The following is a 24,803-nucleotide window of genomic DNA, read 5'->3' as shown; positions in this document are numbered from 1 at the left end:
TCAACCACGGCAGCCGTGGGATCCAGCCAACGCAGCAGTGGCCCGCTCCAGTTGAATAATGCCAGTGCCGCCAGTGCGAGCACCCATACGCCCATCCCCCAATTAGTGGGAAAGCGTCCACGGACCACCCGCTCCCGGGGTTTCCGTATACCGGGGATCGCCCCCGGCCATTGTCCATGCATCGTTGCATCCATCATTGTACTCCTTTCTTTTTAGTGAATGATGGCACAAACATGGCATTACCCCCACGGGCTGGCAAACACGCGGTGGATTCCGGGGGAATATGGTGGATTCCGTGGGATTCCGTGGTTTATTTTTGGGGCACCAGCCATATGCATAAAGATTGTTACAAAAGCTATGTCGGAAACCTTGTATATTAGTGGTAGCATACTTAACCATCGAAATGAATATCCTTATCGAAAATTTCCCACTGTGGGTGGAGCTTGAGGCCAACGGCCAAATCATCAACATGGATCCGGAGGAAATCTTGGACGAAACGGCCCGCGTGAAACGCGCTTACCACCAAGTGCTTTTGGATTGCAAATCGCGGCAGCTCAAGCCGTTCTTTCGCGACCAGCAATATACATTGGCCGCTATGCTGGGGATAACGCCCGAAGGCCCACTTCAACAGGCACTGCTTGATGTGTGGGAATACCTGGTCAATCAGTATGCCCGCTACCTCGACGGGCGTGCGCAACTCCCCACCGTAATACTGCGGAATGAAAAACGGGATAATGCCGCCCTACTGAAACCCCTCAAACGGATGATGCGGCGGGCACGGGTGGATGGCGGGCTCATCCAATTGCTCGACGATGCGTTCCTGTTCAACAACCTGCCGGATGGTGATCGGGTGCCCCTGCATAAGCTGCGCTACCTACGTAGCCTCGCCCCGCTGCTGGAGGCTTGTTGTGCACAGCATAAGAAAGATGCCAAACTGCAGGGGAAGTTGGAGCGGCTGCTGATGCTCCAGAATTTCAATGACATGGAATACTATGCCTACTACACCCAACGGCTGGATGGCGCGGTACCCATCGAACTACCACTGATGGAGCAAATCCGGGCTTATGATACCCTCCTGCTGGAGCATACACAGCACAAACAACTCAAAAACAAGGCATTCATCAAAGGCTTGCCGGGTATCCTGGAAGAGGTGGTGCACCATATCCATACCAAAATCGGCGTGCTGAAGGATGTGCTCGCCATGTCAACGGAATTGCAGGCCCAGGGATTCCTGCCCATCTACGCCAAGTGTGCGCTTTCGGCTTCGCAGCTGGCGTTTTTCTGCCGGGTGCTCGTGGACGAAGGCGTCATCGTCACCGAAAAGCACAAACGGTTCTTCGAGTTTGTCTGCAACCACTTCGGCACGGCCAAGACAGCGAAGCCTTCGCCCGTGGCCTTTGCCAATAATTTCTACAACTTCCCGTCGCACCACGATGCAAAAACCTTGCATGAGCTGTTCCTCCGCTTGGCTGCCGGGATAAAAGAGCAATACGGGGTGGCGGTGTAGGAAACCTTAGGATCCCGATATCATTGCGTTCATCGGGACTTCGCTACGCTCAGCTTCCGGACTTCCTACCCATTCATCATCCGCAACAAGCCCTGTTTTTTCAAAAACAGCACGAGCTCGTTGTACCAGGCACGAGAAAAGTACAGGTGGTGGTGCAGCCAATGCTTGTCGCATCCGGTGACCTGCCGTAGCGTGGCGAAGCCCATCTTCGTGCTGCGCTCCTTGAAATCGGCGCTCAGGGGCAACTCCGCGATCGATTGATCCAATATCGTCTCATCCTCGGGTGTTCGGGCCATGGCATTCCTCAGCAATTGGTCGTTATCATACCCCAAAGCTATTATTTTTTTCCTTTATAATCAATGCCTTATGCTGTTTATCGAGAAAAAAAAGCGGGGATGTTCAAAATAGTCCAGAAAACAATCCCCAAATCCATAATCGCTTACCTCTCTTTGCCTTACACCAAACATATAGCTGCCTATGGAATCGCATCTACCCTACTACGGGCTGGTGAACCAGATCAGCCAGCAACTGGCAAACAGTGCAAACATCCTCAAATCCATCGATGGCCACTTGACCGATCAATTCGCGCAACTGCTGCAGCACTGGAAGCTGTTGGACGGTCGCCTGCAGCGCATTGAGAAGCTGCTATCGGCCCATAACCCACCAAGGCCCTGGCTGGACAATGCCGACATGAAGCTGCTCTTCAACATCGGCGACACCAAGCTGGGCGAACTCAAGCGGAGCGCCTATTTCAACGCTTACGACCTGGACGGCAAGGAAGTCTACCACCGCAGCGAGGTGGACCGGGCGGTACTGGGGCATCCCAAGCGGCACCCGCCACCCAGCCAGGAAAAAAAATAACGGGTTGTCCATAAAATCCCCTTTTGCAATCCCCGGTTCCCGGCAAAATCCCGTCACTTTGTTTTCCAGGCCCTTGCAGCGGGACAACATGGCAGGGTGTGCAAGGCGGGGCCGGGGGATATGTGTTTTTTTGACAACATCGCAAACAAACCAAACGAATGGAACGATGGAGCGGGTTTTTACAAGGATAAACCAAAAGATGAAACTGTCGCAGCGTTTCCTGGTGGATTTCAGGTCATCCGCCGAGGAAACCGGATACAAAAGGGACGGTATATGGATAGGCCAAGGCCAGCGGGCCCGTGAACTGATGATGGTCAAGGATGGCTGCATGGCGGTACGGCACGGGACGGAATCCCCGGATACGGTAAGCATGCTCATCAATTGCGGCGAAACGGCCATCCCCACACACGGCCTGTTCCTGGGGGAACGCTCGCCATATACCTACCAATTCCTTACCGACGCGGAGGTATTCGTAATGGCCGACCGCGCCCTTGAATCGCTGCTGGTGAAGTACGACGACACTCGGGTCCTACTCAATTTCCTGCTGGCCGAGCAACTGCGCAAGCAGGAGGAGCACAGCTTGATGCTGGCTTGCTTTGGGCCGGAGGCACGTATCGAATATGCCCACGCGCACTATCAAACCCCCTTCCAACTGCTGACCCGTGAGGGGCAGGCTTCCTTCCTGGGCATGAGCAAACGGGTTTACCAGCGTTATCTATAGCACGGTTTGGGATGTCAAATGGCATGGCAAATCGCGCCATATGGCCGACTTTCCGGGTAAAATACCCCCTACCTTGGCCCTATTGAATCCTATGGTTCAAAAAGTCATAAAAGAAAGGAGGTATTAGAAATGGCATGGTTTCAATTAAATCCGAACGGAAACCCGACATTGAGTAGCGATTATGGCCCGGCTTCGCCAAGCCAGCCATCCTGCCCCGGCGTCGGGAACATCTGTTCCATTTCCGCGGACGAGGATGCTTCAGGTCGGCCAGTAATTACTGAGTCCCTGAGGGATGCGATGTTGATCGCGTTATCGTCAGGTGTTGAATCCGGCAATGTCCTGTTAAGGAATACGCCGTAGTGTAAAAGTGGGTTGAAAGACAATCCGCTTTACAAAAGCTGATAAGGTTGGTCCGGATCCGGACCAACCTTTTGCATTATAATTCATTGAGCACCATCACGTCGATTTCCCTTATCACCCCGTTGATAACCAACCCATAATCCGCAAGCTGGACATTCAATTCGTCGATATTCGCGTAGTCTTCGATTACCATATGTTCTTTGTAGCCACTTTCATCGATTACTGGGGGATATTGTCCGCTGTAGTCCAAAGTGAATGCTAAAACATCTGCCCCTTGCACCCGAATCCCTTTCCCTTTTTTAGTTGAAAGGTCTACTTCCCCTTTCGGAGGTTCCGATAACTTCGATATCACCAAGCAATTTACTTGGCGTTTCTCCCACCTTGCCTCCACATTAAACGCATTGCAGATATCCGCAAGCATGATTTGAGCCTGCTGCTGACCGTCCAGCTCGGTGTAGTCAATTCGTTCATAACAGATAGCATATTCCCGATGCCACAGATCGTAATTCCCAAACTGCTGATTGTACCGATAGCGATTCTCGTCATTTACACTCATCACAATCCTGTCCGGTGTCAACATAAAATCTGACTTACCTCTAATTTTGAAAAGCAGTACCTTACATGCATCAAAGAGCGACAGATTATAGAAGTAGCTCCTGTATCGATTGTGCTGCGGCTCGTATTCGGAGTATTTAGTTCCTTTTTTGTAATCGATGTTGCTTCGGAAGCCCGTTATCGCACTGTAAGATAAGTGTTCGTTATTGAAGGAAGATGGAGCAGTAACGTCAAATACCCTTTGCGAGGGGTCAAATTCAACATCATCCGCTTTGATAGGTAGACTCAAGGGCTTGCCGGCGAGTAATGTATTGAGCGATTCGCCGGTCACATATCCCGAATGGGTGATGGCCCGCACCGATCCGGAATGAAGCCAAGCAGTATGTGATATGATTTTATGGGGGAAATATTGCCTAAGCAGCGTGTCTTCAACAACACAAGGCAAAGACACCCCATGCTTTTTGAGGTATTCGCTGTTTTTGAAGAAATTGACCATTGTTTCTTTCGACTGATAGGTAACCAGATAGATCTTGATCCGATCTCCCATCGCTTTCTGCAACGAGTCCAGTTTAGGCATAGCTGAAATGCAACTGCCACAGTAGGTATCAAAAAAATCCAGGATGATAATCTGGTCTGGGTTGCTCCCCAGCGTTATCACGCTATCCATATCGTTGATTACGTTATGTACCGTCAACTTAGGTACCGGGTCTCCGACAGACAATGGGGCAATAGCGTCGGTTTGCGCATAGCCGGTGGTTGGAATAAAATGATTAATCAGGAAATAGGTTGCCAATATTAGAATGTACTTCATGTTATTTCAAATTAAATTGTCGTTTTAAATTAGATTATCGTTTGTTTTGGGCGATGTCCGATGTTTCGATTACTTCCTGGGGTATCAACATCACATACCTTGGATCATTGGGAGGTAGCCGATAGGAAGTTTCATCCAATTCCCTGACCAGTTCCGTCTCAAATCCTGATTCCATGTTCAATCGCCGCAGGTCCGCCCATCTCCTACCCCTGAACACCAGCTCTTTTCTCCGTTCTTTCAATATGATATCCAATGGATCATCCGCAGAAGCGGAAATCGGTTCAAACTGACCGGACTCAAATCTCTTGGTCAGTAATGTATTCAGGTCACTTATCGCTCCGGCGGCATCGCCTAACCGCATCCTACATTCCGAACGTACCAACAGGATTTCGGATGTCGTCAGGCCGATGAATAGACCCGTGGTGGACCCATCATAGCTGCCTTTAAAAAACCGGTGTGTGTTTATATCGGGGTTTGTACCAGCTCCGAAAAAAACCGGTTTTCTCAAATCGGTGGCGGCATATGTAGCTATTAGGTTGCTGTCGATCAGGGCCAGACTGGGCGATAAAGCAGGGTCCGGATAAGCCAGTGCATGGAACAGTACCTCGGCATTGAACCGCCCTATGGGAACGGACACCTCCGCATCCAGCCCATTGAAATCCATCAAATCATCGTGAAGCCACAAGCAAGAGTCGGCGTACTTACCAGCGTTCGCATAATCAGACATATCGAGGTATACCCTGGAAAGTGCGGCGAACGCCGCCGCCTGACTCGGCTTGGTTTTCTGCTCTGCTTTGAACGGCAGATGTGGTAGCGCGGCTTTGAGGTCTTCTACGATCCGCACGTAGGTTTCTTCCAATGTGTTCCTTTTTGTTTTGTAGTCTAGCCCCGCATTCAGTCTCAGGGGAATGCCCAGCACCATCGTTGCGCTTTCTTTTTCATAAACCGGAGCAAAAACGGTTGCGAGCTGGTGAAAAGCAAAAGCCCTGAAAAACAAGGCCGAGGCCATTGCCTGGTAATAACTGGCATTCCGGGTCTTTTCTTCCATTCCTTCCAATATCTCCAGAACCTGGTTGCTTTGATAGACAGCCTTATATGGCCCTAACCAGTGGTTTACCACCGGCGGTACATGTGGTGACCAAACATAGTTCTCACGTGATTCCACCGACGAAACAGCATTCCAGCTTTCCAGTGCCAGGTAATGGTCATCGGCGGCTGCGATATTGACACTCGGATAGCCGATATTCATGGTGTTATAATCGTTTAGCAAAGCTTGGCAATCGGCGAGTGTTTTTGGTACGGCTAAGCTTTTGTCAGGCTTCACGTCCAGGTATCGGTTACAGGAAGGCGCAGCCAATATGGCCGGTAGTACACACCACAAAAGGATTCCAAATCTATTCATATTCATCTCGTAATAGGTTAAAGTTTGCAATTGACGCCGAGGGCGATTGTCAGTGGAGCAGGCATTGAGCGGCCGAATTCGGGATCGATACCGCTTTTATTGGCCTTCCAAAGTACCCCGAAATTACTTGCATAGCAGTGTATGCGGCACTGTTCAAACATGGGGATGCTGTTTGCAGGCAGCGTATAAGAAAACGTTACATCCCGTAGTTTGACGTAATCAGCCCGCTCCACCAAAGCCGAGGAAAATTCGTAAAACCGGTCGCGGAATATATTGGCCGGATAAACCATGGACGGCACATCCGTATGTTGTTCGTCGCCGGGCTGCCTCCAGCGGCTGGCGAACTGGGCATTGCCTAACCCCGAGTTGAAAAGGTTGGTATAATTCAACCCCGCGTTAGCAAAATAATGCCCCAGGTGGAAAATTACGTTGGCCGAGACTTCGATGTTCCCATAACGCAACGTGTTCCTCACCGATCCGAAATGCACCGGTTTGGTTGGGCCGTGATATTCCAAGTCTGCCAACCGCGGATTGTAAAGGGCAATGTAATCCTTGCTGGGTTCGCCGTCCAAGTAGCCAATAGGATCCCCTGTTTCCGGATCCAAGCCTCCCCATTTATACGCATAAAGACCATAAAGGTCTTTCCCTTCCACAGGTGTCATCAATACGCCTGATACACCGCCGACAAAGTTAGCGCCGGATTCACTGGACAGGTAGCTTTCTTTCACTTTTGAACGATTGAAACCGTAGGTCACATCGGCACTCCAGTCCCACTTGCTGCGATTGATTATGTTGCCGTGAAGGTTTACGTCCACCCCGTTGACATTCAGGCTCGCGCTATTGACCGTATGTGAGGTAAAGCCCAGTGTTGGGTCCAGCCTATTGGCCATCAATAGACCCGTAGGCCATTTCCTGTAATATTCGATGGTTCCATGGACGCGGGAATTGATTGTCTGGAACTCAAGGGCGAAGTTTGCCATTCCAACTTTCTCCCAGGATAGGTCCGGGTTCGGCGGATTCCTCACCGATGCGTACCCCAAGCCACTTACCGGGTGGGGTGACGGGCTATATGCGATGGTGGGATATGCGGAAATGCCATTATTGACATTGCCGTTGTATCCAAAGGTGCCCCTGGCCCTGAGGTATTGGATCCATGTCGTGCGGAAAAAGGGCTCGTTGGATATTTTCCACCCGAAGCCCACCGACCAGAAAGGCTGCCATTTATCGTTTGTATTCACACCGAAAAGGTTGGAAGCATCCGTACGTGCGCTGGCGGTAACCGTGTACCTGTTGTACATGTCGTAGCCGAGGTTGACGTAAGTTGAAACGAATCGTTGCAGTATGTCACCCAAAGCCGTACCATCCGGGATGAGCGCGGTGCCATCCAGTCCGTTGAGGACTTTTACCCTATTGATCCCATCCACGGGTGTGTAAGCGAGCAGGTCCCCATTGTAGCCGTATATACGACGGTTGGTATGCCGTTGGCCTGTTTCCCGTATTTCCACACCGGCTAACCCATCCAATTGGCCTGTTCCATTCCAATTCTTCCGATACGAGAGCTGCCCCCTTCCATTATGCGCATGGTGGTTGTAATTCGTGAGATCCATCCTATCCCCCACCGGGATATTGTGTTTAAGGTTGTTTGCATCCCACTCGGTATAATAGTTAATGAGATACCGCTGGTTGAATGATTCCAGGCTTTCCAAATTGCGGACTTCACCCCCGCTCGTCTGGTACGAATAGGCCATATGGGCGGTGAGCCCTTCAGCCAACCTATAGTCGGCGCCCAGGGTAGCCATCACCTCATTGGTGCGGTTCAGGTTGTAGCTTGCGCCCAATTCGGCAAGCGGCCTGTATTGCCAATCGAGCAGGCGCCCCCCAGCCACCGTATCCCTGAAAACAGGGTTGAACCCAACCACGTTAACAGCCAGTGGATTACCCCGTTCATCCGCAAATTCCATGTATGGGTAGTTCCCCAACCCGAATCCCATCCTATGGTACTCGACTTGGCTTTCATTGCCCGTATCATGGTATTCATTGGAGGTGAAATACAGCCCCATGTTCACGCGCAATCTTGCGCCAATGCCAAAATCCGAAGCTAACCTGATGTTGTACTTTTCATAAGTCGATGTAACCACCTCATTCCTGTTGCCGTCGTAACCCAAGCTCCCCATGAGTTTGAAATTCTCGTTTCCTCCCGATGCGCTCACGTGATACTGCTGCTTGGATGATGGCCGATAGATGTACTCAAGGAAATCATCCCTCATATCCACCCCGCGTAGTCGCAGGATTTCGGATTCCAGTTCCGCGGATGTTAGCATGCCCTTTTCCTGTTGCCGGAGCAACAGGGGCACGGGGTTGATACCGCTGTAGATGCCGTTAAACCGGCTTTCATAAAATCCCCGGCCATATAGGAATCGTTCGACATCGATAAAATCCCCTGTATTGATCTGCGGGAGGTAAAACAGGTCAGGTTTATCGGCAATGGTGAAATTGGCCGTAAACTCCACCGCAGGTGGCCTGTTGATCGACGCCCGCTTCGTCTTTATGACGATGACCCCGTTTGCCGAGCTTGCTCCCCATATCGAGGCCGCCGCCGCATCCTTCAATACGGTGACATCCGCTATATCGTTCGGGTTGATGTTGTTGATATCCCCGCGGTATGGAAACCCGTCGACAACGACCAGTGGCCATTTATTAGCGCGCATGGTACTTTCGCCGCGGATGCCAACATTCAGGATCCGTCCCCTGTTCATCGCGCCCCTATCCGCATTGCGGGTGATTTTTTCCGTTGCCAGCCCGCTTACGACATCCTCCAGCCGGCTGATTATATCCGTGCTGATTTTCCTGTTCAATAGCTTATTGCCCACAACCTCGAAACTACCCGTGGATCTTTCCCTCGCCATGTGCTGGTAACCGGTGCTTACTTCGACGGTTTCTAACATGGTCGGGTCAACCCTCATGACAAGGTTGAACGCCCCGATGTTGCCTTTGCCAAATGGCTGCCGTATGGCTTTGTATCCGAGGAATGATATGACCAATGTTCCTTCAATGGACGGTGACTTAACGGTAAAACGGCCGCGGTCATCCGTTTGGGTTTTTGCCATGGTACCTAATACAGCTACGGTTACCCCGATTAACGGATTGTCGCTTGTATCGGTCACAATACCCGACAGCACAGGGGAGCGTTGAGTCGAGCTCCCGACCTTGGTCGGGACTTCGCTTCGCTCCGCCTGCGTGCGGGCTTCCAAACACATGGTCGTTAGTATTGGCCAAAGCATGGCCACTAAGCGTAATAATCGCTTCATTTTTCATTGGTTTTAAGTCGTTTAAGAAATATTCATTTCAACAACCAACCGCCAAGCCGAAGAAAATTTCACGTTATAACTTGCAGATTTGAAGTAAAGCGCCTATTTTTAGCTGTTGAAAATTGTATATACCGAAAATAGACATCTTCTCCAACCTGAGCTAAAACGGGTTTTTCATTCAGCGTTAGGGTCGGTACAGACCGGGAAACGGGGGCATTTTTTTAGCCCCTTTATGGGCGTGGCGCAGCCAAATGCAGATCCTAGCCCATTTCATTTCCAGTCTGGTGTTTTGAATATGAATTTATTCCGGTGCACAAATCACGTTTTTTGATACGGGTTGGTGGGATTTGTTGTGGGTGGGTGGGATAGGTTTGAATAGGTATAATATGGTCCGCTTGCTTGTGAAAGCAGGAAAAGACAGCAACGGGGAAATGGTTTTGCAAACGTGGTTCATAGCCTGTTTTTTTAAAACAAGCCTTGCGCGGGGGGTGCAGAAACAAAAAATGTGCGGAGACTGCATCCCGTGGTTCCATAATTTCTCAGGTCACGTCGCAACGGGTGAACAGCAGCCCCCGCACGGGTCAAAAATAGCGAAAAATAGGCACTATTTGTTGATCGTGGCGGGGTAAAATTCTGCTGCCTTGCTGCTGGACCTGAGAACGGAAACCGCAAGACTTTAAATAATACCTCTTTTATAAATGAAAACTATCTCTTTTCAGCTCCCAGATACTATACCCAGAACACTGTTTTCTTATTTATTTTTCTGTTGGTCTTTTAATATGTGGTCGGTAATGAATTGAAATACAATGCAAATGTAATAAATATTTTGATAAAAACAAATTACGTGATGGATTTTAAAATAAATTTTAAACTTTTTCGCTTCCATGGGTAAAAAAACCAAAAAAAAAGAGCCGAAGAATGTTACCAAGGCGCAAATGGAGACTATTAATAGGGGACGAAATTTACGCCCTGCAGGAAAAGCAAAGACAGCAATTAATAATGACATCCATGAATCGACAATAAATAGTATTGAAGACCAATTCAATACAGCTAAATACAATTTTGCGTTAATTAATAAACTTGCCCGGGGAAACAAACAAAATATTGCCGATTATTTACCTACAAAGCCACATCGTTCAAACAAGTTATATCCAAAGTTCATCATCAGCTCAGTCGAGTCTTTTGGGCCTGCTCTCGCCCTTAAAGCATTGATTTTAAATGGCTACTTGGAAGCCCCTAAAATGCTGAATGAAATTTCTGATTATGCATCCACAATATTTTGCCGCACCTACGAAGTTCAGGATTTCAACTATGTGTTGAAAGAATTGACTAAATCCGGCATCCTCATCCNGAGTCTTTTGGGCCTGCTCTCGCCCTTAAAGCATTGATTTTAAATGGCCACTTGGAAGCCCCTAAAATGCTGAATGAAATTTCTGATTATGCATCCACAATATTTTGCCGCAGTTATGAAGTTCAGAATTTTAACTATGTATTGAAAGATTTGACTAAATCCGGCATCCTTATCCAAGGCGACGGCACAAGCATCCCCGAAGACAAATATGTATTAAAAGAAGGTGCGGAGCTGGGGTGGAAGTTGTGAGGACAAGCGAAATAAGAAAGAGAAGGAATAATAGAAAATTTAGTATCTTTGCTTTAGCAGCATTGCTTGGATGGCCAGCAATCTTTAATTTATACGGATATGGCGACTGCATTGAATGATATACAGTTGGAAATTTTAAAATTATTCAGGGATGATCAGTCTGAACAGGATTTGAAGGAGATCAAATCTTTATTGATTTCCTATTTAGCTGACAAAGTAACCCGTGAGGCTGATGCCGCCTTTGATGAGAAGGGATATACGGGCGCAATTTTTGAAAGTTGGAAGAAAGAGCACTTCCGTAGACAAAGTCACTGATGCTCGTTGTGCTGGATTGTAATATCCTGGTCATGTGCCTTTCTTCAGGGTCTAAGTACCATGATATTTATAAAGCTTTGGTCGGCGGTCGTTTTCATTTAGCTCTCCTTCTATACAGTCACGCCAAAGTTTTTCCCTCATTCAGAAGGTGATCTCCAAGTTTTATACCCCAACCGATCAGTTTGCAGACCACGACTTTAAAAAAGTTGGCTGAAGCAATTTAGTGCCGATTTCGGGGCCATCAAGTTAAGCCTGCTCGAATCCGGCATCATCATCCAAGGCGATGGCACGTCCATGGCAAAAGATCAGTTTGTGCTGAAAGAAGGTGCGGAGGTGGAAGTTGTGATAAGTTAGTTTCTATATTTTTTGCTTGGCTTTCGGCTGCTGTGAAATATCGACGCAATAAATACAGTATTATTTTTTGGGTAATATTTGTAAACAATTAAAAAAGGGAAAATCGGAGTCAAACATTCCCTAAAGTCCTTCTTTTTTACGGGATAGTGGAGCGGATTTTCTGCTATTGCCTCTATTTTAGCCTCAATCATTCTCTCAAACCTGCGCCCGAGACCTTCTAATCGCTCTTCATACCATATAATAGACTTTAGGTACTCCTTTTCCGCTTCGGGATGAAAAAGAATGAGACTTGGCATTACTTTCTTAGGGCAAGTGCCTTTGCCTTTACCTCATCCCAGCTTGAAGCCTTAACCCTGCCGCTTTCAAAGTCATCAACCCTGCGATCAAGTTCTTCCAGAAACGAAGGATCTTCCCATAAATTGGTTTTGGCCTCAATCTCATCCTCCACCATGGTATAGATGGCTTTGACCTTCTTCTCATCGGCATAACGAATATAATCGTATAATTTTTCCCTGATCTTCAACTGAGGCATAGCCTTATTATTAGTTTTTGATAAAGCAAATTTAAGAAAATATTTTTTAAGGTCAAAGATGCCCTAAACTTGGTAAGTCGAACCCCGTACCTGGAAAGAAATAGTCACTTATGCAGAATCCATTTTTTGCCGCCCGTACAAGCTCTCCGATTTCGGGGCCATCAAGTTAAGCCTGCTCGAATCCGGCATCCTCATCCAAGGCGACGGCACGTCCATGGCAAAAGATCAGTTTGTGCTGAAAGTGGGTGCGGGGCTGGAAGTTGTGAGGGGGTTGGATTAGGTGGGAAATAAGAAATGAGGATTTTAGTAATTTTGCTTTTCCCATTCCCTTTAGTTAAATTTGTGTAATTAATAATAGCAGTGATATGGAACTAATCTTAAAAACTAACAATGAGCAGAGCATGGCTAAGATATTGGCCTTGGCTAAGAAACTCCATGTTATTATTGAGAAGAAAGACATGGACACGGGGAAAAGTGACCGGGAAGCTATAAAAAACCGCATCCTAAACTTCAAGTCAAGTGGCCCCTCTCCGTTCGGGGATGCTGCTACTTGGGAAAGAGAACAGCGTGCAGACCGGGAGCTTCCATTTTCCTAACGACTGCCGTTCCTTTTAGACAGCAATATCATTACCTATTCGTTTTCTGACGAATACGAATATCTGCGGAAGCTTTTTATTGATGAAAGTTCCAATGTTTCTGAAATTTCACGGGTAGAGGTACTAGGCTATCATGGTTTAAACGAAGTTCAGAAAAAGTATTTTCTGGATATATTTAGCTACACGACAGTCATAACACCTACAAAGGAGATATTTGATATGGCAATAGAGGTTCGTCAAAAGTATAATTTAAAGCTGGGTGACAGTATTTTGCCGCAACCTCATTAGTGCATGATCTGAGCTTATACACCAGAAACCTGAAAGATTTTGAGCGTATTAAAAAATTAAAATGTATCAATCCTATTCCTTGATGTAACAAGCGGGCTTGACGTCATGCTTAAGAATATACTCAGTAATTAATGGCAACGCAATCGTAAAAACGTTCCAATAAGGCGAAAGTCTGAGGTTCAATTCAAATATTGGTTTTGCTTTAATTTGTTGCCATCACAGAAATGTAACGCATTTAGGGCAGTTTTCAAAGGGCTTTAACCGCTTACTTCTCCTCATACTCCAGGCGGATGCCCGCGGTACGCTTCCTTTTCAGCTTGCCGCCTTCCTTGCCCTTGCCGGTCAGCGTGCGCAGGGCTTGCTCCAGGTAGTAGGGCCTGGCGGTTTTCCCGGCTTCGCGCAAGTCAAGCAGTATATCCAATGCTGTTTGGGGTGTTTTGAAATAGCCGTTTCCATATAACTCCTTTACGTGGTTGAAAGTGGTTTGGGCTTCGGGGGCGTCTGCCACGAACAGGTCTTCCCGTTGCAACCGGTAGGTGTATTCGACAGGCGTACCGCCCAGGCTCTGTATCTGCACCATTGCCCCATGTTCATCGGGCACTTTGCTGAACAGTACATGCAGCAGGTCATCGTCAAAATAAGGATTCGGAAAGCACGCTTCCAGTGCGAATCCAAAAATAAGCCGCAGGGTATTGAAGGTTTCCAGGTCATAGACCGATACCTGCCGTTCCGAGAGGGCAAAATGGCCCGTTTTCCGTTTGATGCGGGCATTGGGTGCCAGTTTGAGCGAGGGGTCTTCAATGGCTTCGATTTCTTGGTTGTTGCGGCTGCCAATCAGGAAAGTGATCTCACTGGCCATCCAGCCCCATTCTTCCCGGCATTGCTGCAAATAGGCAATGACCGCCAGGTCAATGGCATGGATATCATATTCGATATGGACGGGCTTGGCCGAGGTCATGGGCTTCATTTTTTTTGTTATAGCGTCAAATTTAGGGAATTTGTCGGGTTTTGCAATGAGTGCGCAGGCATGCTGCTTTTAACATGGCTACCTCCAATTGTGATGTAACCCCCTCTGGCTTCCGATGAATTTCCTACGTCTGTGCGGTAGCGAGGCCCATTTGGTATCATAAGAATTATATGTTTTATGATACATGCCGTCATAAAAAATAGGAAAAAGGTGAATCGGATATAAGGTTTAACCCTCTTCCCGTCTTAGCGGCAACTGCTTCAATCGTCCACGGCACACCTCTCGTAAGCTTTTGATAAAATTTGTTTTATTACATTGTTTTCTTCCTTATAATAAATACCAATGCTTCCTGTATGATGAAAGGAGAAAAAGTATTTATTTTCTACATCACAAAATAATGGAATGTAAGGCGCTTTACGATTAATAATGCATTCAAGAACAACAAACAGAAATCTGTCCCAATCCATACATACACAACAACCAGAATAATTGGCCTGTATTCCAGACTCCTTTAATATTTTCAAATATTCTTGAGTTTCGGCAGACTTTCCTTCTAAATCGTAATTGTACTGATCCTTATCCAAATCCCAGGCATCCAAACAAAAGTCCCACCATGACTTATTATAAATTATCAATCTACCCTTGGAATCTCCAAACAAAGAATAAAATAAAAACATTAAACCTTCAATTAAGCTATTTTGATCCTTTAAATATATTTCCTTTCTATGAGCGGAACTTTCCCTATAAGAATTAAGATTTGCCCAATCAAAAGGAAAATGTTTAATTGTTTCTTTTAAAATCGTTGCCATCTGTGCTTGCGCGAAACACCTGGTCGGCGATATTTCCGTTGTAGTGGGCCGTGCTCTCCATGTTGTACCGCATCGCGTATGTATACGGCGACCACCTCCTGCCCTGCTCCGCCAGCGGATCCACCGTCCCCCACCTGCCGATCACCGGATCATAGAACCTAGCGCCGTAGTCATACTGCTTTCCACGGATTTTTTGCGTTCCCGCCGTTTTCCTTACAGCGAAATTTTGCCTTTCTCAAAGAACGTCTAACACTTCAAAGATAGAATTTTTGCGGATTTATAAGCCACTTGGGTTTAGGTTGCTTAGGGCTGTCACAGGGCAAACTCGCCCCCGAAATCGGCATAGCACGCATAATAAGAGGTCATGCCATCCATTGAGGTCGCCAAGAAGCTGGCGCGCGGCGTCACCCTCGACGAGAGCGATAGGGAACATGTCTTCGCCCTGATTGGTGCGTTCCTTGCAAAAAGCAAGATGCAGGCCATACTCAAATGAAAAGCCAGACGCAAGAGCCAGGCTTGACAGGCATTAATCAGGTTTGTTTTGTTCGAAGCTTAACGTCAACCATCGACTGTATTCCATATTGCTCACAAGCTCTTCTAAAGTCCTATATTCTTCATACAAAGCGAAACCGCCATCTAACATATTACTTATTTTGAAAGGTAATGGAGCAATATAAAGCTCAATTTTTGGAGGCCAAATCGGGGTCTTACATACGGAGACTGTTATCTCTGGCATTGACAACGTGTCAACCATACTAATTAATGACTGTTCATCATTTGGAACCCTTACAATATTAGTCGAATTGCTTTCCAATTCGATCTGTAAATCAATCATGCAATCCAACATCCTCCGCTCCACACATAAGTGAACGATTTCATTAAACAAACTTATGCCATTTACAAAAAGTTGGCCTTTTGACATTAACTCGTTTTTCGGATATATCTCATCTAAATGAAGGAAGGAAGGAGTTTTTGTTTCATAGAAGCTATCCAGCGCCGATGTTATAATTTTATTCTTATCCATTATTTATAATACTTTTTTTGCAACATCTTCAATCCATTTAAGAACGGCGTTAGGAACCTCTCCACTCCCATGTTTCCATGTTCCATCCATATTCAAAGCCCTTCCATCATTTAAATGAATGTGGGTCTGTTGACCGTGTATTGGATTTCCAGACGGATCTAATTTAGGAATGTCTACCCTATCAACCTGTTTAGGCATATTACCTTTTCTTGTTAAAGATTTCAATGCTTTGCCAAGTTTAAGAGCATTTGTAGGATTTAGCTTAGGCATCCCTGGAGTAGGGGCCGTACCTCCTAATACTGGGGTTATTGTTTTTCCATCATTATCAACATATACTGTTTGGCCCAAGTTATCAATAAATTCTCTCCTAAAGAAATAATGATATATATTAGACCCTAATCCATACACTGGCCCCATCACCCGTTCTCCACCAAAATAAATTTTAGCTGACATAGGTGCTTGCCTTGTCACCGCCACTTCTTCTAACTCGATAGCCTTTGGTTCATCTTTTTTTACACTATCCGCTACAGACATCCCATCCGGATCTGAAAATCTGATAGGATTGTTTAAGGTATAGTTGTATGGGGATACATTTTCATATAATTCAGCCAACGGATCCACCGTTCCCCACCTGCCTATCACCGGGTCATAGAACCTAGCGCCGTAATCGTACTGCTTCAGCTCGTCCTGGAGCTCCTTCCCGTTGTAAAGATACTTATTTTTCACTCCGTTCAGGTAACTGTTGAAAACCAACCCGAACGGGTAATAGTCATCCGCCTGGATCCTGCGGACCGTGCCGCCATTGAGGTCGAAACCCACCCGCGCGTTGCCCAGGTGGTCCGTGAGCGTGTATTCGTGGCCGTATGTGGTAGAATTCCCCTTGTAGGCCCTGCCCACTTCCGTCTGGATGAATTCGATGGCCGTGCCGTTATAGTGGATGCCGTCGATGTATTCCGTGGCCTGGGATCCCACCGTTTTGCGGAGCTTCCGCCCCGTCGCATCATACGTGTAGTTCACCGTGCCCGAGGGGGTCGTTACCTGTTGGGGCAGGTTGAGGTGGTTGTATCCGTTTACCGTGAGGTTATTGCCATCATTGGCCGCGTTGCTGCGCGTGAGCAGGTTCCCGTTGGCATCGTAGGTGTAACCCGTCGTGCCCGGCAATTGGTAGGGTGCCACGGTGTTGTTCGTCACCCGGTCGGCCACGCCCTTAAGCCGGTTGCCCCATCCCGTGTAGTCGTATCCGAGCGAATCCACGCGCGTGCCCGTGGCGTCCATCCGGTTGAGTGCCGTGATGTTGCCCATCCGGTCATAGGCAACCGCCTCCCGGGCCCCGTTGCCGGCCATCGTGCCCAGCACCAGCCGGTCCAGCCTGTCATACCGGTAGTCGTACACCTTGTCCAGGTTGCCCTGTACGCCCCAGCCCTGGCGGGAGATGTTGCCGTTGTATTGCTTCTGGTTGTCCGGCACGTCCTTCTCGTATTTCAGGTCCATGGCGAAAAGCCCCGCCGTGGAGGTACGCAGCCAGCCCCGCTCGTTGTAGGTGTAGGCCACCGTCTGCTTGGCGGACCCGTTGCCGTCCACGTGCAGCCCCTTTTTCATCAGTTGCCCCACCTCGTTGTATCCGTTGCGTGCGATGAGTGTCCGGGTGCTTCCGGGGCTGACCGTCTTCCATGTATCGACGGGCCGGTCGCGGTGGTCGTATCCGTACTCCGTGGTCACCGTCACCGCCGGCGTGGTGGCGCTCGTGGTGTGGTGTTTCCTGGTTTCCTTCTTCACCTGCCGCGTGAAGCTGTATTCTTTGGCGGTGTCGTCGAACTTGCTCGTCGAATACACCCCTCCCTGGTAATGCTGCGAGAACGTCCGCACCGCATTCCCCCGGTCATCGTAGTAAACCGCGTTCCACAGGAAGGTGGATGTGCCCAGCACCCGGACCCGGGATACCGTGGGCAGTCCGTGTGTCATCGCGCTGTATGCCGTGGGACGGTAGACCGATGGCAATGACACGAATCCCGCGACGTTGTAATCGTCGTGGAAATGCTCCGTCAGCACCGTGGCGATGGCCGATGCACCCGCCGGCCACGAACGGGTCGTGTAAGCAGTGCCCGTGCGTTCCTCCCAGGCGTTGGAACCCGTCTGGTTGTCCACCGCCGCCTGGACGGCTTCCCTGCCGATCGCCGTGCCACCGTTGGTCCAGATGCCCGTAAGCACCACCCTTCCAAGACCGTCATATTTGGTCACCAGCCACTCCTTGGCGGCCCGCCGGTTCGCATCCTGGGTGGCCACCACTTGGTCCAGTTTGTTGTAGATGATGTACTCCCGCCCCTTGCCCGGCAGCTGTTTCTCCACCATACGGCCCCGCCCGTCGTACCGGTATTGGTAGGCATGGTCGGCCAACCATGCCGTGCGCGTGGCACCGGCAGCCGGAAGGTCGCTGCGGTCCGGATCCGCCCCCGGGGGCAGCACGTAGCTTAGCCTCCCGAAGTCGTCATATACGTAATAGGTGCTCAGCATCTCCGGCGTGCCGCCGTTGTCGTTGAAGGTCCGGCGGAGCACCACGCGTCCCTGCTTGTCCGTGTACTCCTCGGTGGTATGCAATCGGCTCGCGAAGGTGCCGCTGCCCCCGGCCCAGTTCTCGTCCGTGGTCACCGTCACATGGAGTTCGTTTGCGGCATAGGCCTGGCTTGCCGTGAGGGCAAGCGTGGGCACTCCCGTGCCGGACAGCGTCACCCGGTAAAGCGCCACCCGTTTGGTGCCGGCCAACGTGCCGAAGGCGGTGCCGTTGTTGGTGGCGTATTCGGTATCGACCGTACGGCCCGTGGTGGTGCCCCTCGCGGCGGCCGGTTGCCAGGCCTGCCCCGGGAAACCCTGTTTCTGCACCCGGTTGAGCGGGGAGGGCTCGAAGACCGTCTGCGAGAAGGATGGCGTCGTGCCACCGGAAGGGGCGATCTGCACCACCCCTGTTGGCGGGCTGTTGTAGTACGTGGCCTGGAGGGACACCGTGTTGGCCTTGAAGGCACCCCCGGCACCCGTGGGTGTCGCATAGGGCAGGTAGGACCTGTCCTGCCGGCCAAAGGCGTCATATGTCATGGGGGTCACTATGTCCCGGTGGTTCGGTGCCGCCTTGACTGCCAATTCCTGCAGCGGGCGGCCGAACCCGTCGTAATAGGTGATGTCACGCATCGCATCGGCAACCGTGAGCGTGGTGGCCGGAGGCGGTGTGCCATAGCCCCGGAGGTAACGCGTAACCTGGACATAGTTCTGCGTGCTACTCCCACCGCTGCCCAGTGCGGGAAGCGATGCCGCGATGTATGCGCGGAAATTGTCCGTGGCGTGGAATCCAGGTGACAGCGTGATCGTCGTCGGCGCCGTGTATTCCCCCGTCGCGCCGGGCTGGTTCAGAACCAGCTGCCCGCTGGCCGTTATCGAAAGGCATACAAAAAGCAGCGCGGTTATCGGGTATCTCATGGTCTTCATTTCTTGGATATTCATAGCTGTCGGTTTCTATGGACGGTAATTGTACTTGTACTCCTCGATGACATTGCCGGAATGGTCCCTTACCCGCCACAGCCAGCCAAAACCGTCATAGTCGTACCACACCGTGCGCCCCGAGGCGTCCGTGGAGCTGGTCATGCCTCTGAGTGGGTCGTAAGTATAATAGGTCAGTGAGGAATTCGGCAATGGTGCACGAAGGCCATTAAACTTACTCCGTAAATCCACGTCTGCAGGACTACTGCCTGTAAAGCTCGTCACAGCGGCAGAACCTCCCAAGGCCGATTGTACAGTAGCAAAGTCTGCGTTCCTTATCTCGGCAACAGGATATTGACCTAGGTAGCTCCAAATATAAGTGACAGGCGCCCCCAGCGTTGGTGTGATCTGTCGTGGATTGCCATAACTATCATAGTTACTATAGACAAGCCTTGTTTGATACAAATTGTCAGGAGAAAATGTCGAGGCGGTTCCCGATGGCGGAAGGACACCCTGCCCGCGGTTACTAAACTTGAACGAACTCAAAGCGATTGGCGCAGCCGTCTCCAGCGCCATCACCTGATCGATTCGCCCCCTTCCTCCTGCAAGATATTTTGTGATAGTTCCCGATAGGATAGTTCTAGTAGTTCCCACCTCTTTATATGTCACCTGCTCAATCGGATAAGACACTAAATGCCCATAAGCTTTTTTCATATTGTCAATAGCCATATTGCCAGCTGGATAATCATCTGGATAAGTGGTATAGCTGATCTCCTTACTACCATCACTTTTGGTCACAATAACACCGTTTGGCTGTAGCAATAATGGATTATCATACCTGTATTCTATCTCCACTTTATTGACTGCTGTTTTCGTGTAATTAAGTTCAAATCTTTTCTTTAATAAATTTTTATATCTCACATAAGGATAAACACCTATAAAATAGGCACCTTCAGTATCCATACGACCTTCTACGGAACATGGGATGGGTCCGGCTACTATTCGTTCAATCTTTACATTTATCCAGTCCCGTTCAACATCGGCGCTTTCATACACAGATGAATCGACCTTGACTATTTCGGAATTACTATTAAAGTAAGTTTCTGTCGCAACATTTCCATTGAGTGAGGCATCATTCATTATAATATTGCCAAAAAAATGACCCATCGGATTTTCATTAATAAACTTTTTTATAATTTTTCCATTATTTGACAGAGCAGCATTCTTATCGATAACAGTTACGCTTGAGTATCCAATCGAAGCTTTTACCGGTGAGGTAGATTGCGAAAAAGAATTATTCGAGTTCACAAGGAGCCCTACACCATATCTGAAAGCAAAATCATCAGGATGAATCTTATATTTATAATATTTACTATAGCTATAACTCATCGGCACCATCAGTTTCCCGCTTGAATTGCCATCGCTATTTGTATATTCATATGTTCTAGATGAGATAAAACCATCATCACTATTTAGATTTCTGAGTTCTTTTATTCTAAGCCCACCACCGATTGACCTGTAGTTTTCAGTGGGAATAATATCTGAAGGGCTTTTTCTAGACTTTACGGTAGCAGTTACAAGGGGTACATAATTTTGAAATCCTAAAGAGGAATTACCGATAGCACAACTTAATTGATATATACCTGGTTGAAGCGTGATGGTTTCATTCCATGTTTTATTGTAAACCCCAGATGGAAAATCTGAGCAATTAAATCTCCATACCATATTCGGATTGGCTTCAGGAACTCTTATCAACCGTATGTACATATTCGCTAACTGCTGACAATTATAACTGCCATTTTTGTTATTCATATGCCCAGAAAACTGTATTTCTGTCTGTTCTGTTAAACGAAATTCTGCCTGTTTTCCTGTATCATTCCCAAAATCCATAACCGTATAAGCTGAAATACTTTCCTTTATCTTCTTTTCATCCTCCGCCGATAAAATTAATTGATTATGAAAATCATGGGGTTCAAAAGTAAAGATCGTTTTGCCTCCCGTTGGATAGGTTATAGACTTCAAGGTTCCCGCAGTTATGAATTTACTGCTTGCTCCCCTTGCAGCGCCCAGGTAAAAGTCTTTTCCTGTGACAATGTCTTCTCCGGCACCCCCGGAATAAAAGATTGAGAACAAGTAAGGTATTGTTGTATGGGAAGACCCGTTATAATTAAGCAAGTTGCTACTATTTTCCATTCCATTGTAATTGCCCCAATGATCGATAGCAAATGATGTTTTATAAGGTAAAAGATTGGTTTCATCATATTCAAAACTATAATTTTTTGTTTTTAATGTACGTGGATCTTTTTGTTTTAAACCAACCAGTTTAAGCCTTTTTCTTAAATTTTCTTCGCTGATTCCCAGACCATTCCAGATGCCAGCAGAAAAGGTATCATCATTTAAGTAATTGGCTCCAATGGTACTACTGTCGAAATAGCTATATTCAAACACATAAGTCTTTTTACTATCAGAAATCTTACTGCTAACCGAAATAGAATCCAACTTTCTTGCCCCTTCACCCGCCAAGTCCAATCTGTTTGCACTTAAATTGAATACAAGCTTTTCCAGAGAAGACTCGATTTCAACCAAATACAGATTTTGTATAGTACTTGTGTGAATCCGTCTTGGAGAATATCCTAATCCCTGCGAGACGGTTGCATTGGCATTGTATAGCGATTGTTCGCTAAGGGCCGGAATCATTTTTATCAATCCAAAATTTTGATATTTAAATTTCATCCAATCACCTTCAGGCCTTCTAATTTCTGACAGATACCAACAGGTAATTTCCTTTAAATAGGGAGTACCTTCCTGGGCAAGAAATAAATATTTTACTCCCGATCTATCGGTGATTTGAAATCCTGTAGTGTTAACCTTTTCTATTTTAACATCTTGCTGTTCCCCATAGATTTTAAGTTCCCCTGTACCTGGATGAATATAAAATTTAAACGACAGATCCATGCAATTGACATGAAAAAGATCCACAGCCCCTAAACCAGCAATGGCATTTCCGATGACAGTTCCTGGTGTCAATGTAGAAATTGGGGCATTATAAGGACATTCACCCCATGGAATATGTTCAGTTCCCATTATTGGATTAATTTTATATGGATTTATATAATCAATCAACCCTTGCCAGTCATTCCATGTTGCCACTCTTACCACTGATTGATCATTACCTTCAGCCGGGATATAAGTGATACCTGCTACAGCACTTAGTTCCCAGCCAAGTCCAACCCATGTAGCTTCCTGATTAACTTTTATACCCGTGGCATTGTAATAGAGACTAATAGGAAACTCAATTTTTCCTGATCTAACGGTGTGCAGCGGTATACTGATGTTCGGATTCCCGGTATATTCACCCACACCAATTTCACCGTATCTTCCTAAATTATCCGCTTCCGGTGCCGACGGAATAATCTGCGGGATACTAATCGCCTGACCCTGTTGCTGACAATAAGCAGTGGCGAAGAAGGCAAAATAAAATAATGCAAAAATGCTGGCTATTCTTAATTCTGATTTATATCTCATTGGAATTTACACTTTCTATAAAAAATTAATCATTCGAAATCTGACTCACTTTTACTTTTAATTCCTCTAAAAGAACATTTTGGATATTTACTTGCTCTTTCAAGGCCTGGTGTTCCTTTTCCCTTTCTATCAAATGCAGCATCATTTCCTCAACCTTCTTCAAGAGCAGCAGGTTCATCTCCGCCAGATCCAACCCATCACGCTGGATGTCCGCCGCCGATGGGATTTCCGGCAGGTGTTTATGCTCCTTCACATAAGCCTCCACCTCAGCCAGCGAAGGCAGCTCGTAGTCCGGCTCGAAGACATAGTCCGGCACATTGATATCCGTTTTCACCTTCACTTCCGTGGCAAGGATGTTGCCGTTTACCGACAGCTTCGCTTGCGGGGTGGTCGTGCCGATGCCGACGTTGCCATTGTTCTCCACCGTAAACCGCACATTTACATTGGCCTGTGCGGTTCCGCTGGATAGCCGCAATATTGCGTTGGTAGTGTTCTCTTGGTTAATATATACCGCCGCGCCAGCCCCGTCCCTGTTGAACTGGTGGTAAGTGGTGTTACCACTTGTGGTGCGGAACAATCCCGTGTAGGTCTGGGCATTTATGGCCGTTGTTGCCAGGGTGACTACCACGACTATCGATAATGACTTCAATACAAATGTCATTTTAACGATTTTTTGAATGGTTATACTCATTGGTTTCGAATTGTTCACTGCGTTTATTTTTATACTATTGGCTGCTTTCCGGCAGTAGGCCGTGGACTAGCTTTTCCAGTTGTTCCATCCGTTGGTTTTGCTCCCGCTCCCGTTCATCGTTGGCTTTCAGTTGTTTTTCCTGTGCCAGCAGATAAAGCGTCAACTGTTCCACCTTCTCCAGCAGCTTGCGGTTCATTTCGCCCAAATCGATGCCTTCGGTTTCCGCTTCCTGTGCGCTCGGAATTCCTGGCAGGCGGCCGTGTCGCTTGATGTAGGCTTCCAGCTCGGGCAGGGTAGGCAGGGCGTAATCCTCGTGGAACACATAGTCCGGCCAGTTGGCCGTTTCCACCTTGACCTCCTTTGCGCGCACCCGGCCATTGACTTCGATGCCACCCAAGTGGAACTGTGCCTGGATGCCGTTGGATGCATATCCACGGATCAGCCAGCTCACCGTGGTGCCGTTGTTCGAATATTGCCGCATGAACGGTCCGGACGCGTTGGACGCAACCTCGGTATAACTGGATTCGTTGCCACTCCATTTTGCGGAGCCGTCCGAGTTGACACGGTAGAGCTCCTTGGAATCCGAATTGCGCCATTGGAAGTACATGTTCGCGCTCTGCAGGTCGAATAGTAAACGCTGATGGGTATTGAATATCCGGGCTGTCCCGGATCCATCGGATGTAGCGAAGCGGATATAGCCTCCATTGGATACTGTCTTACCGGTGATGTCCAGTACGCTGTACACACTGTTGAGATATGGACTGGTGGTGCCGATGCCCACGCTCCCCGAGTCCGGAAACTTGTTGGTCGGTGTCTGTGCCAGGCATACCGAGGTGAGGGCCAGCGGAAGCAGCATCGATAACATGTATTTTACTTGCATATGTTTTTTTTTGGTTTAACGTCAATTATCAAGGTTTCGTTGTTCAAACGGCCATCGTACAACCTCCCCCCTACAGGCACAGGCTAAGCCAAAGCCAACAGGTGGTTTGCACGCTCTCTTCTTCACTGACAGGCCTAGCAATACGTTATCTTCGGAATCTTACAAGTTTAGGCTGATGTCTTATCCACTGTAATTATCGGGATACATTTCCAGAATTCCAAATTAAATTTTG

23 protein-coding genes are annotated in these 24,803 nt (G+C 48.0%); 8 read left to right on the top strand and 15 right to left on the bottom strand.

Annotation, left to right across the window (positions count from 1 at the left end; all coding sequences use genetic code 11):
- The coding region (locus tag NF543_RS11575; RefSeq protein ID WP_257957477.1) for a hypothetical protein at positions 1-197 on the bottom strand (197 nt) is incomplete at its 3' end.
- A 206-nt stretch (positions 198-403) separates the two neighbouring features.
- On the opposite strand from NF543_RS11575, the gene NF543_RS11570 reads away from it, so the two are divergent.
- The gene (locus NF543_RS11570) at positions 404-1,507 is read left to right on the top strand and encodes a hypothetical protein (RefSeq protein ID WP_257670809.1); all 1,104 of its coding nucleotides are present in this window, start codon (positions 404-406) and stop codon (positions 1,505-1,507) included.
- Positions 1,508-1,572: 65 nt separating this feature from the next.
- Here the strand turns inward: NF543_RS11570 and NF543_RS11565 are convergent, their stop codons facing one another.
- Positions 1,573-1,803 carry a hypothetical protein gene (locus tag NF543_RS11565; protein ID WP_257957476.1) on the bottom strand — a complete coding sequence of 77 codons (231 nt, stop codon included), beginning with the start codon at positions 1,801-1,803 and terminating at the stop codon, positions 1,573-1,575.
- A 181-nt stretch (positions 1,804-1,984) separates the two neighbouring features.
- Between NF543_RS11565 and NF543_RS11560 the strand changes: the two genes are divergently transcribed.
- From NF543_RS11560 to NF543_RS11550, 3 genes are all read left to right on the top strand, one after another.
- A complete protein-coding gene (locus tag NF543_RS11560) occupies positions 1,985-2,368 on the top strand; it encodes a hypothetical protein (protein WP_257670811.1) in 384 nt (127 codons plus the stop codon).
- A 166-nt stretch (positions 2,369-2,534) separates the two neighbouring features.
- Positions 2,535-3,089 carry a Crp/Fnr family transcriptional regulator gene (locus NF543_RS11555; protein WP_257670812.1) on the top strand — a complete coding sequence of 185 codons (555 nt, stop codon included), beginning with the start codon at positions 2,535-2,537 and terminating at the stop codon, positions 3,087-3,089.
- Positions 3,090-3,218: 129 nt separating this feature from the next.
- A complete protein-coding gene (locus tag NF543_RS11550) occupies positions 3,219-3,449 on the top strand; it encodes a hypothetical protein (protein WP_257670813.1) in 231 nt (76 codons plus the stop codon).
- A 76-nt stretch (positions 3,450-3,525) separates the two neighbouring features.
- Here the strand turns inward: NF543_RS11550 and NF543_RS11545 are convergent, their stop codons facing one another.
- The 3 genes from NF543_RS11545 to NF543_RS11535 are packed head-to-tail and all read right to left on the bottom strand — an operon-like array spanning position 3,526 to position 9,525.
- Positions 3,526-4,815, bottom strand: coding sequence for a TlpA family protein disulfide reductase (locus tag NF543_RS11545; protein WP_257670814.1), 1,290 nt, complete (start codon positions 4,813-4,815; stop codon positions 3,526-3,528).
- 34 nt (positions 4,816-4,849) lie between these two features.
- Positions 4,850-6,217 carry a RagB/SusD family nutrient uptake outer membrane protein gene (locus tag NF543_RS11540; protein ID WP_257670815.1) on the bottom strand — a complete coding sequence of 456 codons (1,368 nt, stop codon included), beginning with the start codon at positions 6,215-6,217 and terminating at the stop codon, positions 4,850-4,852.
- Positions 6,218-6,234: 17 nt separating this feature from the next.
- Positions 6,235-9,525: a SusC/RagA family TonB-linked outer membrane protein gene (locus NF543_RS11535; RefSeq protein ID WP_257670816.1), complete on the bottom strand. Its 3,291-nt coding sequence runs from the start codon at positions 9,523-9,525 to the stop codon at positions 6,235-6,237.
- Between the two features lie 1,417 nt (positions 9,526-10,942).
- On the opposite strand from NF543_RS11535, the gene NF543_RS11530 reads away from it, so the two are divergent.
- Together NF543_RS11530 and NF543_RS11525 are read left to right on the top strand one after the other, a co-directional pair.
- Complete coding sequence (locus NF543_RS11530; RefSeq protein ID WP_257670963.1) at positions 10,943-11,125, top strand: hypothetical protein; 183 nt, start codon at positions 10,943-10,945, stop codon at positions 11,123-11,125.
- Positions 11,126-11,224: 99 nt separating this feature from the next.
- Positions 11,225-11,440, top strand: coding sequence for a DUF8507 family protein (locus NF543_RS11525; RefSeq protein WP_257670964.1), 216 nt, complete (start codon positions 11,225-11,227; stop codon positions 11,438-11,440).
- Positions 11,441-11,790: 350 nt separating this feature from the next.
- On the opposite strand, the gene NF543_RS25535 is transcribed toward NF543_RS11525, so the two are convergent.
- Entirely contained in the window at positions 11,791-12,090 is a 300-nt protein-coding gene (locus tag NF543_RS25535) for a type II toxin-antitoxin system RelE/ParE family toxin (RefSeq protein WP_373275004.1), read from the bottom strand.
- The gene (locus tag NF543_RS11520; RefSeq protein ID WP_257957475.1) at positions 12,090-12,326 is read right to left on the bottom strand and encodes an addiction module protein; all 237 of its coding nucleotides are present in this window, start codon (positions 12,324-12,326) and stop codon (positions 12,090-12,092) included. Before NF543_RS11520 ends, NF543_RS25535 begins: the two co-directional genes overlap by 1 nt.
- Positions 12,327-12,691: 365 nt before the next feature.
- Here NF543_RS11520 and NF543_RS11515 point away from each other — a divergent pair, with 365 nt between their 5' ends.
- Positions 12,692-12,922 (top strand): hypothetical protein, encoded by a 231-nt coding sequence (locus NF543_RS11515; protein WP_257668277.1) that lies wholly within the window; start codon positions 12,692-12,694, stop codon positions 12,920-12,922.
- A gap of 553 nt (positions 12,923-13,475) precedes the next feature.
- Here the strand turns inward: NF543_RS11515 and NF543_RS11510 are convergent.
- From NF543_RS11510 to NF543_RS11500, 3 genes are all read right to left on the bottom strand, one after another.
- Positions 13,476-14,177, bottom strand: a complete 702-nt coding sequence (locus NF543_RS11510; protein ID WP_257668276.1) for a hypothetical protein — start codon at positions 14,175-14,177, stop codon at positions 13,476-13,478.
- Positions 14,178-14,437: 260 nt separating this feature from the next.
- Positions 14,438-14,986 (bottom strand): hypothetical protein, encoded by a 549-nt coding sequence (locus tag NF543_RS11505; RefSeq protein WP_257668275.1) that lies wholly within the window; start codon positions 14,984-14,986, stop codon positions 14,438-14,440.
- Complete coding sequence (locus tag NF543_RS11500) at positions 14,958-15,176, bottom strand: RHS repeat-associated core domain-containing protein (protein ID WP_257668287.1); 219 nt, start codon at positions 15,174-15,176, stop codon at positions 14,958-14,960. Before NF543_RS11500 ends, NF543_RS11505 begins: the two co-directional genes overlap by 29 nt.
- A gap of 174 nt (positions 15,177-15,350) precedes the next feature.
- Between NF543_RS11500 and NF543_RS11495 the strand changes: the two genes are divergently transcribed.
- Positions 15,351-15,479 (top strand): hypothetical protein, encoded by a 129-nt coding sequence (locus NF543_RS11495; protein WP_257668274.1) that lies wholly within the window; start codon positions 15,351-15,353, stop codon positions 15,477-15,479.
- Between the two features lie 33 nt (positions 15,480-15,512).
- On the opposite strand, the gene NF543_RS11490 is transcribed toward NF543_RS11495, so the two are convergent.
- The 5 genes from NF543_RS11490 to NF543_RS11470 all read right to left on the bottom strand — a co-directional run bounded on the left by NF543_RS11490 (position 15,513) and on the right by NF543_RS11470 (position 24,571).
- Positions 15,513-16,010: a hypothetical protein gene (locus NF543_RS11490; protein WP_257668273.1), complete on the bottom strand. Its 498-nt coding sequence runs from the start codon at positions 16,008-16,010 to the stop codon at positions 15,513-15,515.
- Positions 16,011-16,013: 3 nt separating this feature from the next.
- Complete coding sequence (locus tag NF543_RS11485; RefSeq protein WP_373275005.1) at positions 16,014-19,475, bottom strand: DUF6443 domain-containing protein; 3,462 nt, start codon at positions 19,473-19,475, stop codon at positions 16,014-16,016.
- Between the two features lie 36 nt (positions 19,476-19,511).
- Positions 19,512-23,000, bottom strand: a complete 3,489-nt coding sequence (locus tag NF543_RS11480; protein ID WP_257668272.1) for an RHS repeat domain-containing protein — start codon at positions 22,998-23,000, stop codon at positions 19,512-19,514.
- 25 nt (positions 23,001-23,025) lie between these two features.
- Positions 23,026-23,661, bottom strand: coding sequence for a hypothetical protein (locus NF543_RS11475; RefSeq protein ID WP_257957474.1), 636 nt, complete (start codon positions 23,659-23,661; stop codon positions 23,026-23,028).
- A 64-nt stretch (positions 23,662-23,725) separates the two neighbouring features.
- Positions 23,726-24,571 carry a hypothetical protein gene (locus tag NF543_RS11470; protein ID WP_257668270.1) on the bottom strand — a complete coding sequence of 282 codons (846 nt, stop codon included), beginning with the start codon at positions 24,569-24,571 and terminating at the stop codon, positions 23,726-23,728.
- Between the last annotated feature and the right edge of the window lie 232 nt (positions 24,572-24,803).

It is taken from the genome of Parapedobacter tibetensis (assembly GCF_024704835.1).
Taxonomy (GTDB): domain Bacteria; phylum Bacteroidota; class Bacteroidia; order Sphingobacteriales; family Sphingobacteriaceae; genus Parapedobacter; species Parapedobacter tibetensis.
Note: the sequence above shows the minus strand (reverse complement) of the source record. Positions and strands in the feature narration are given on the sequence as shown.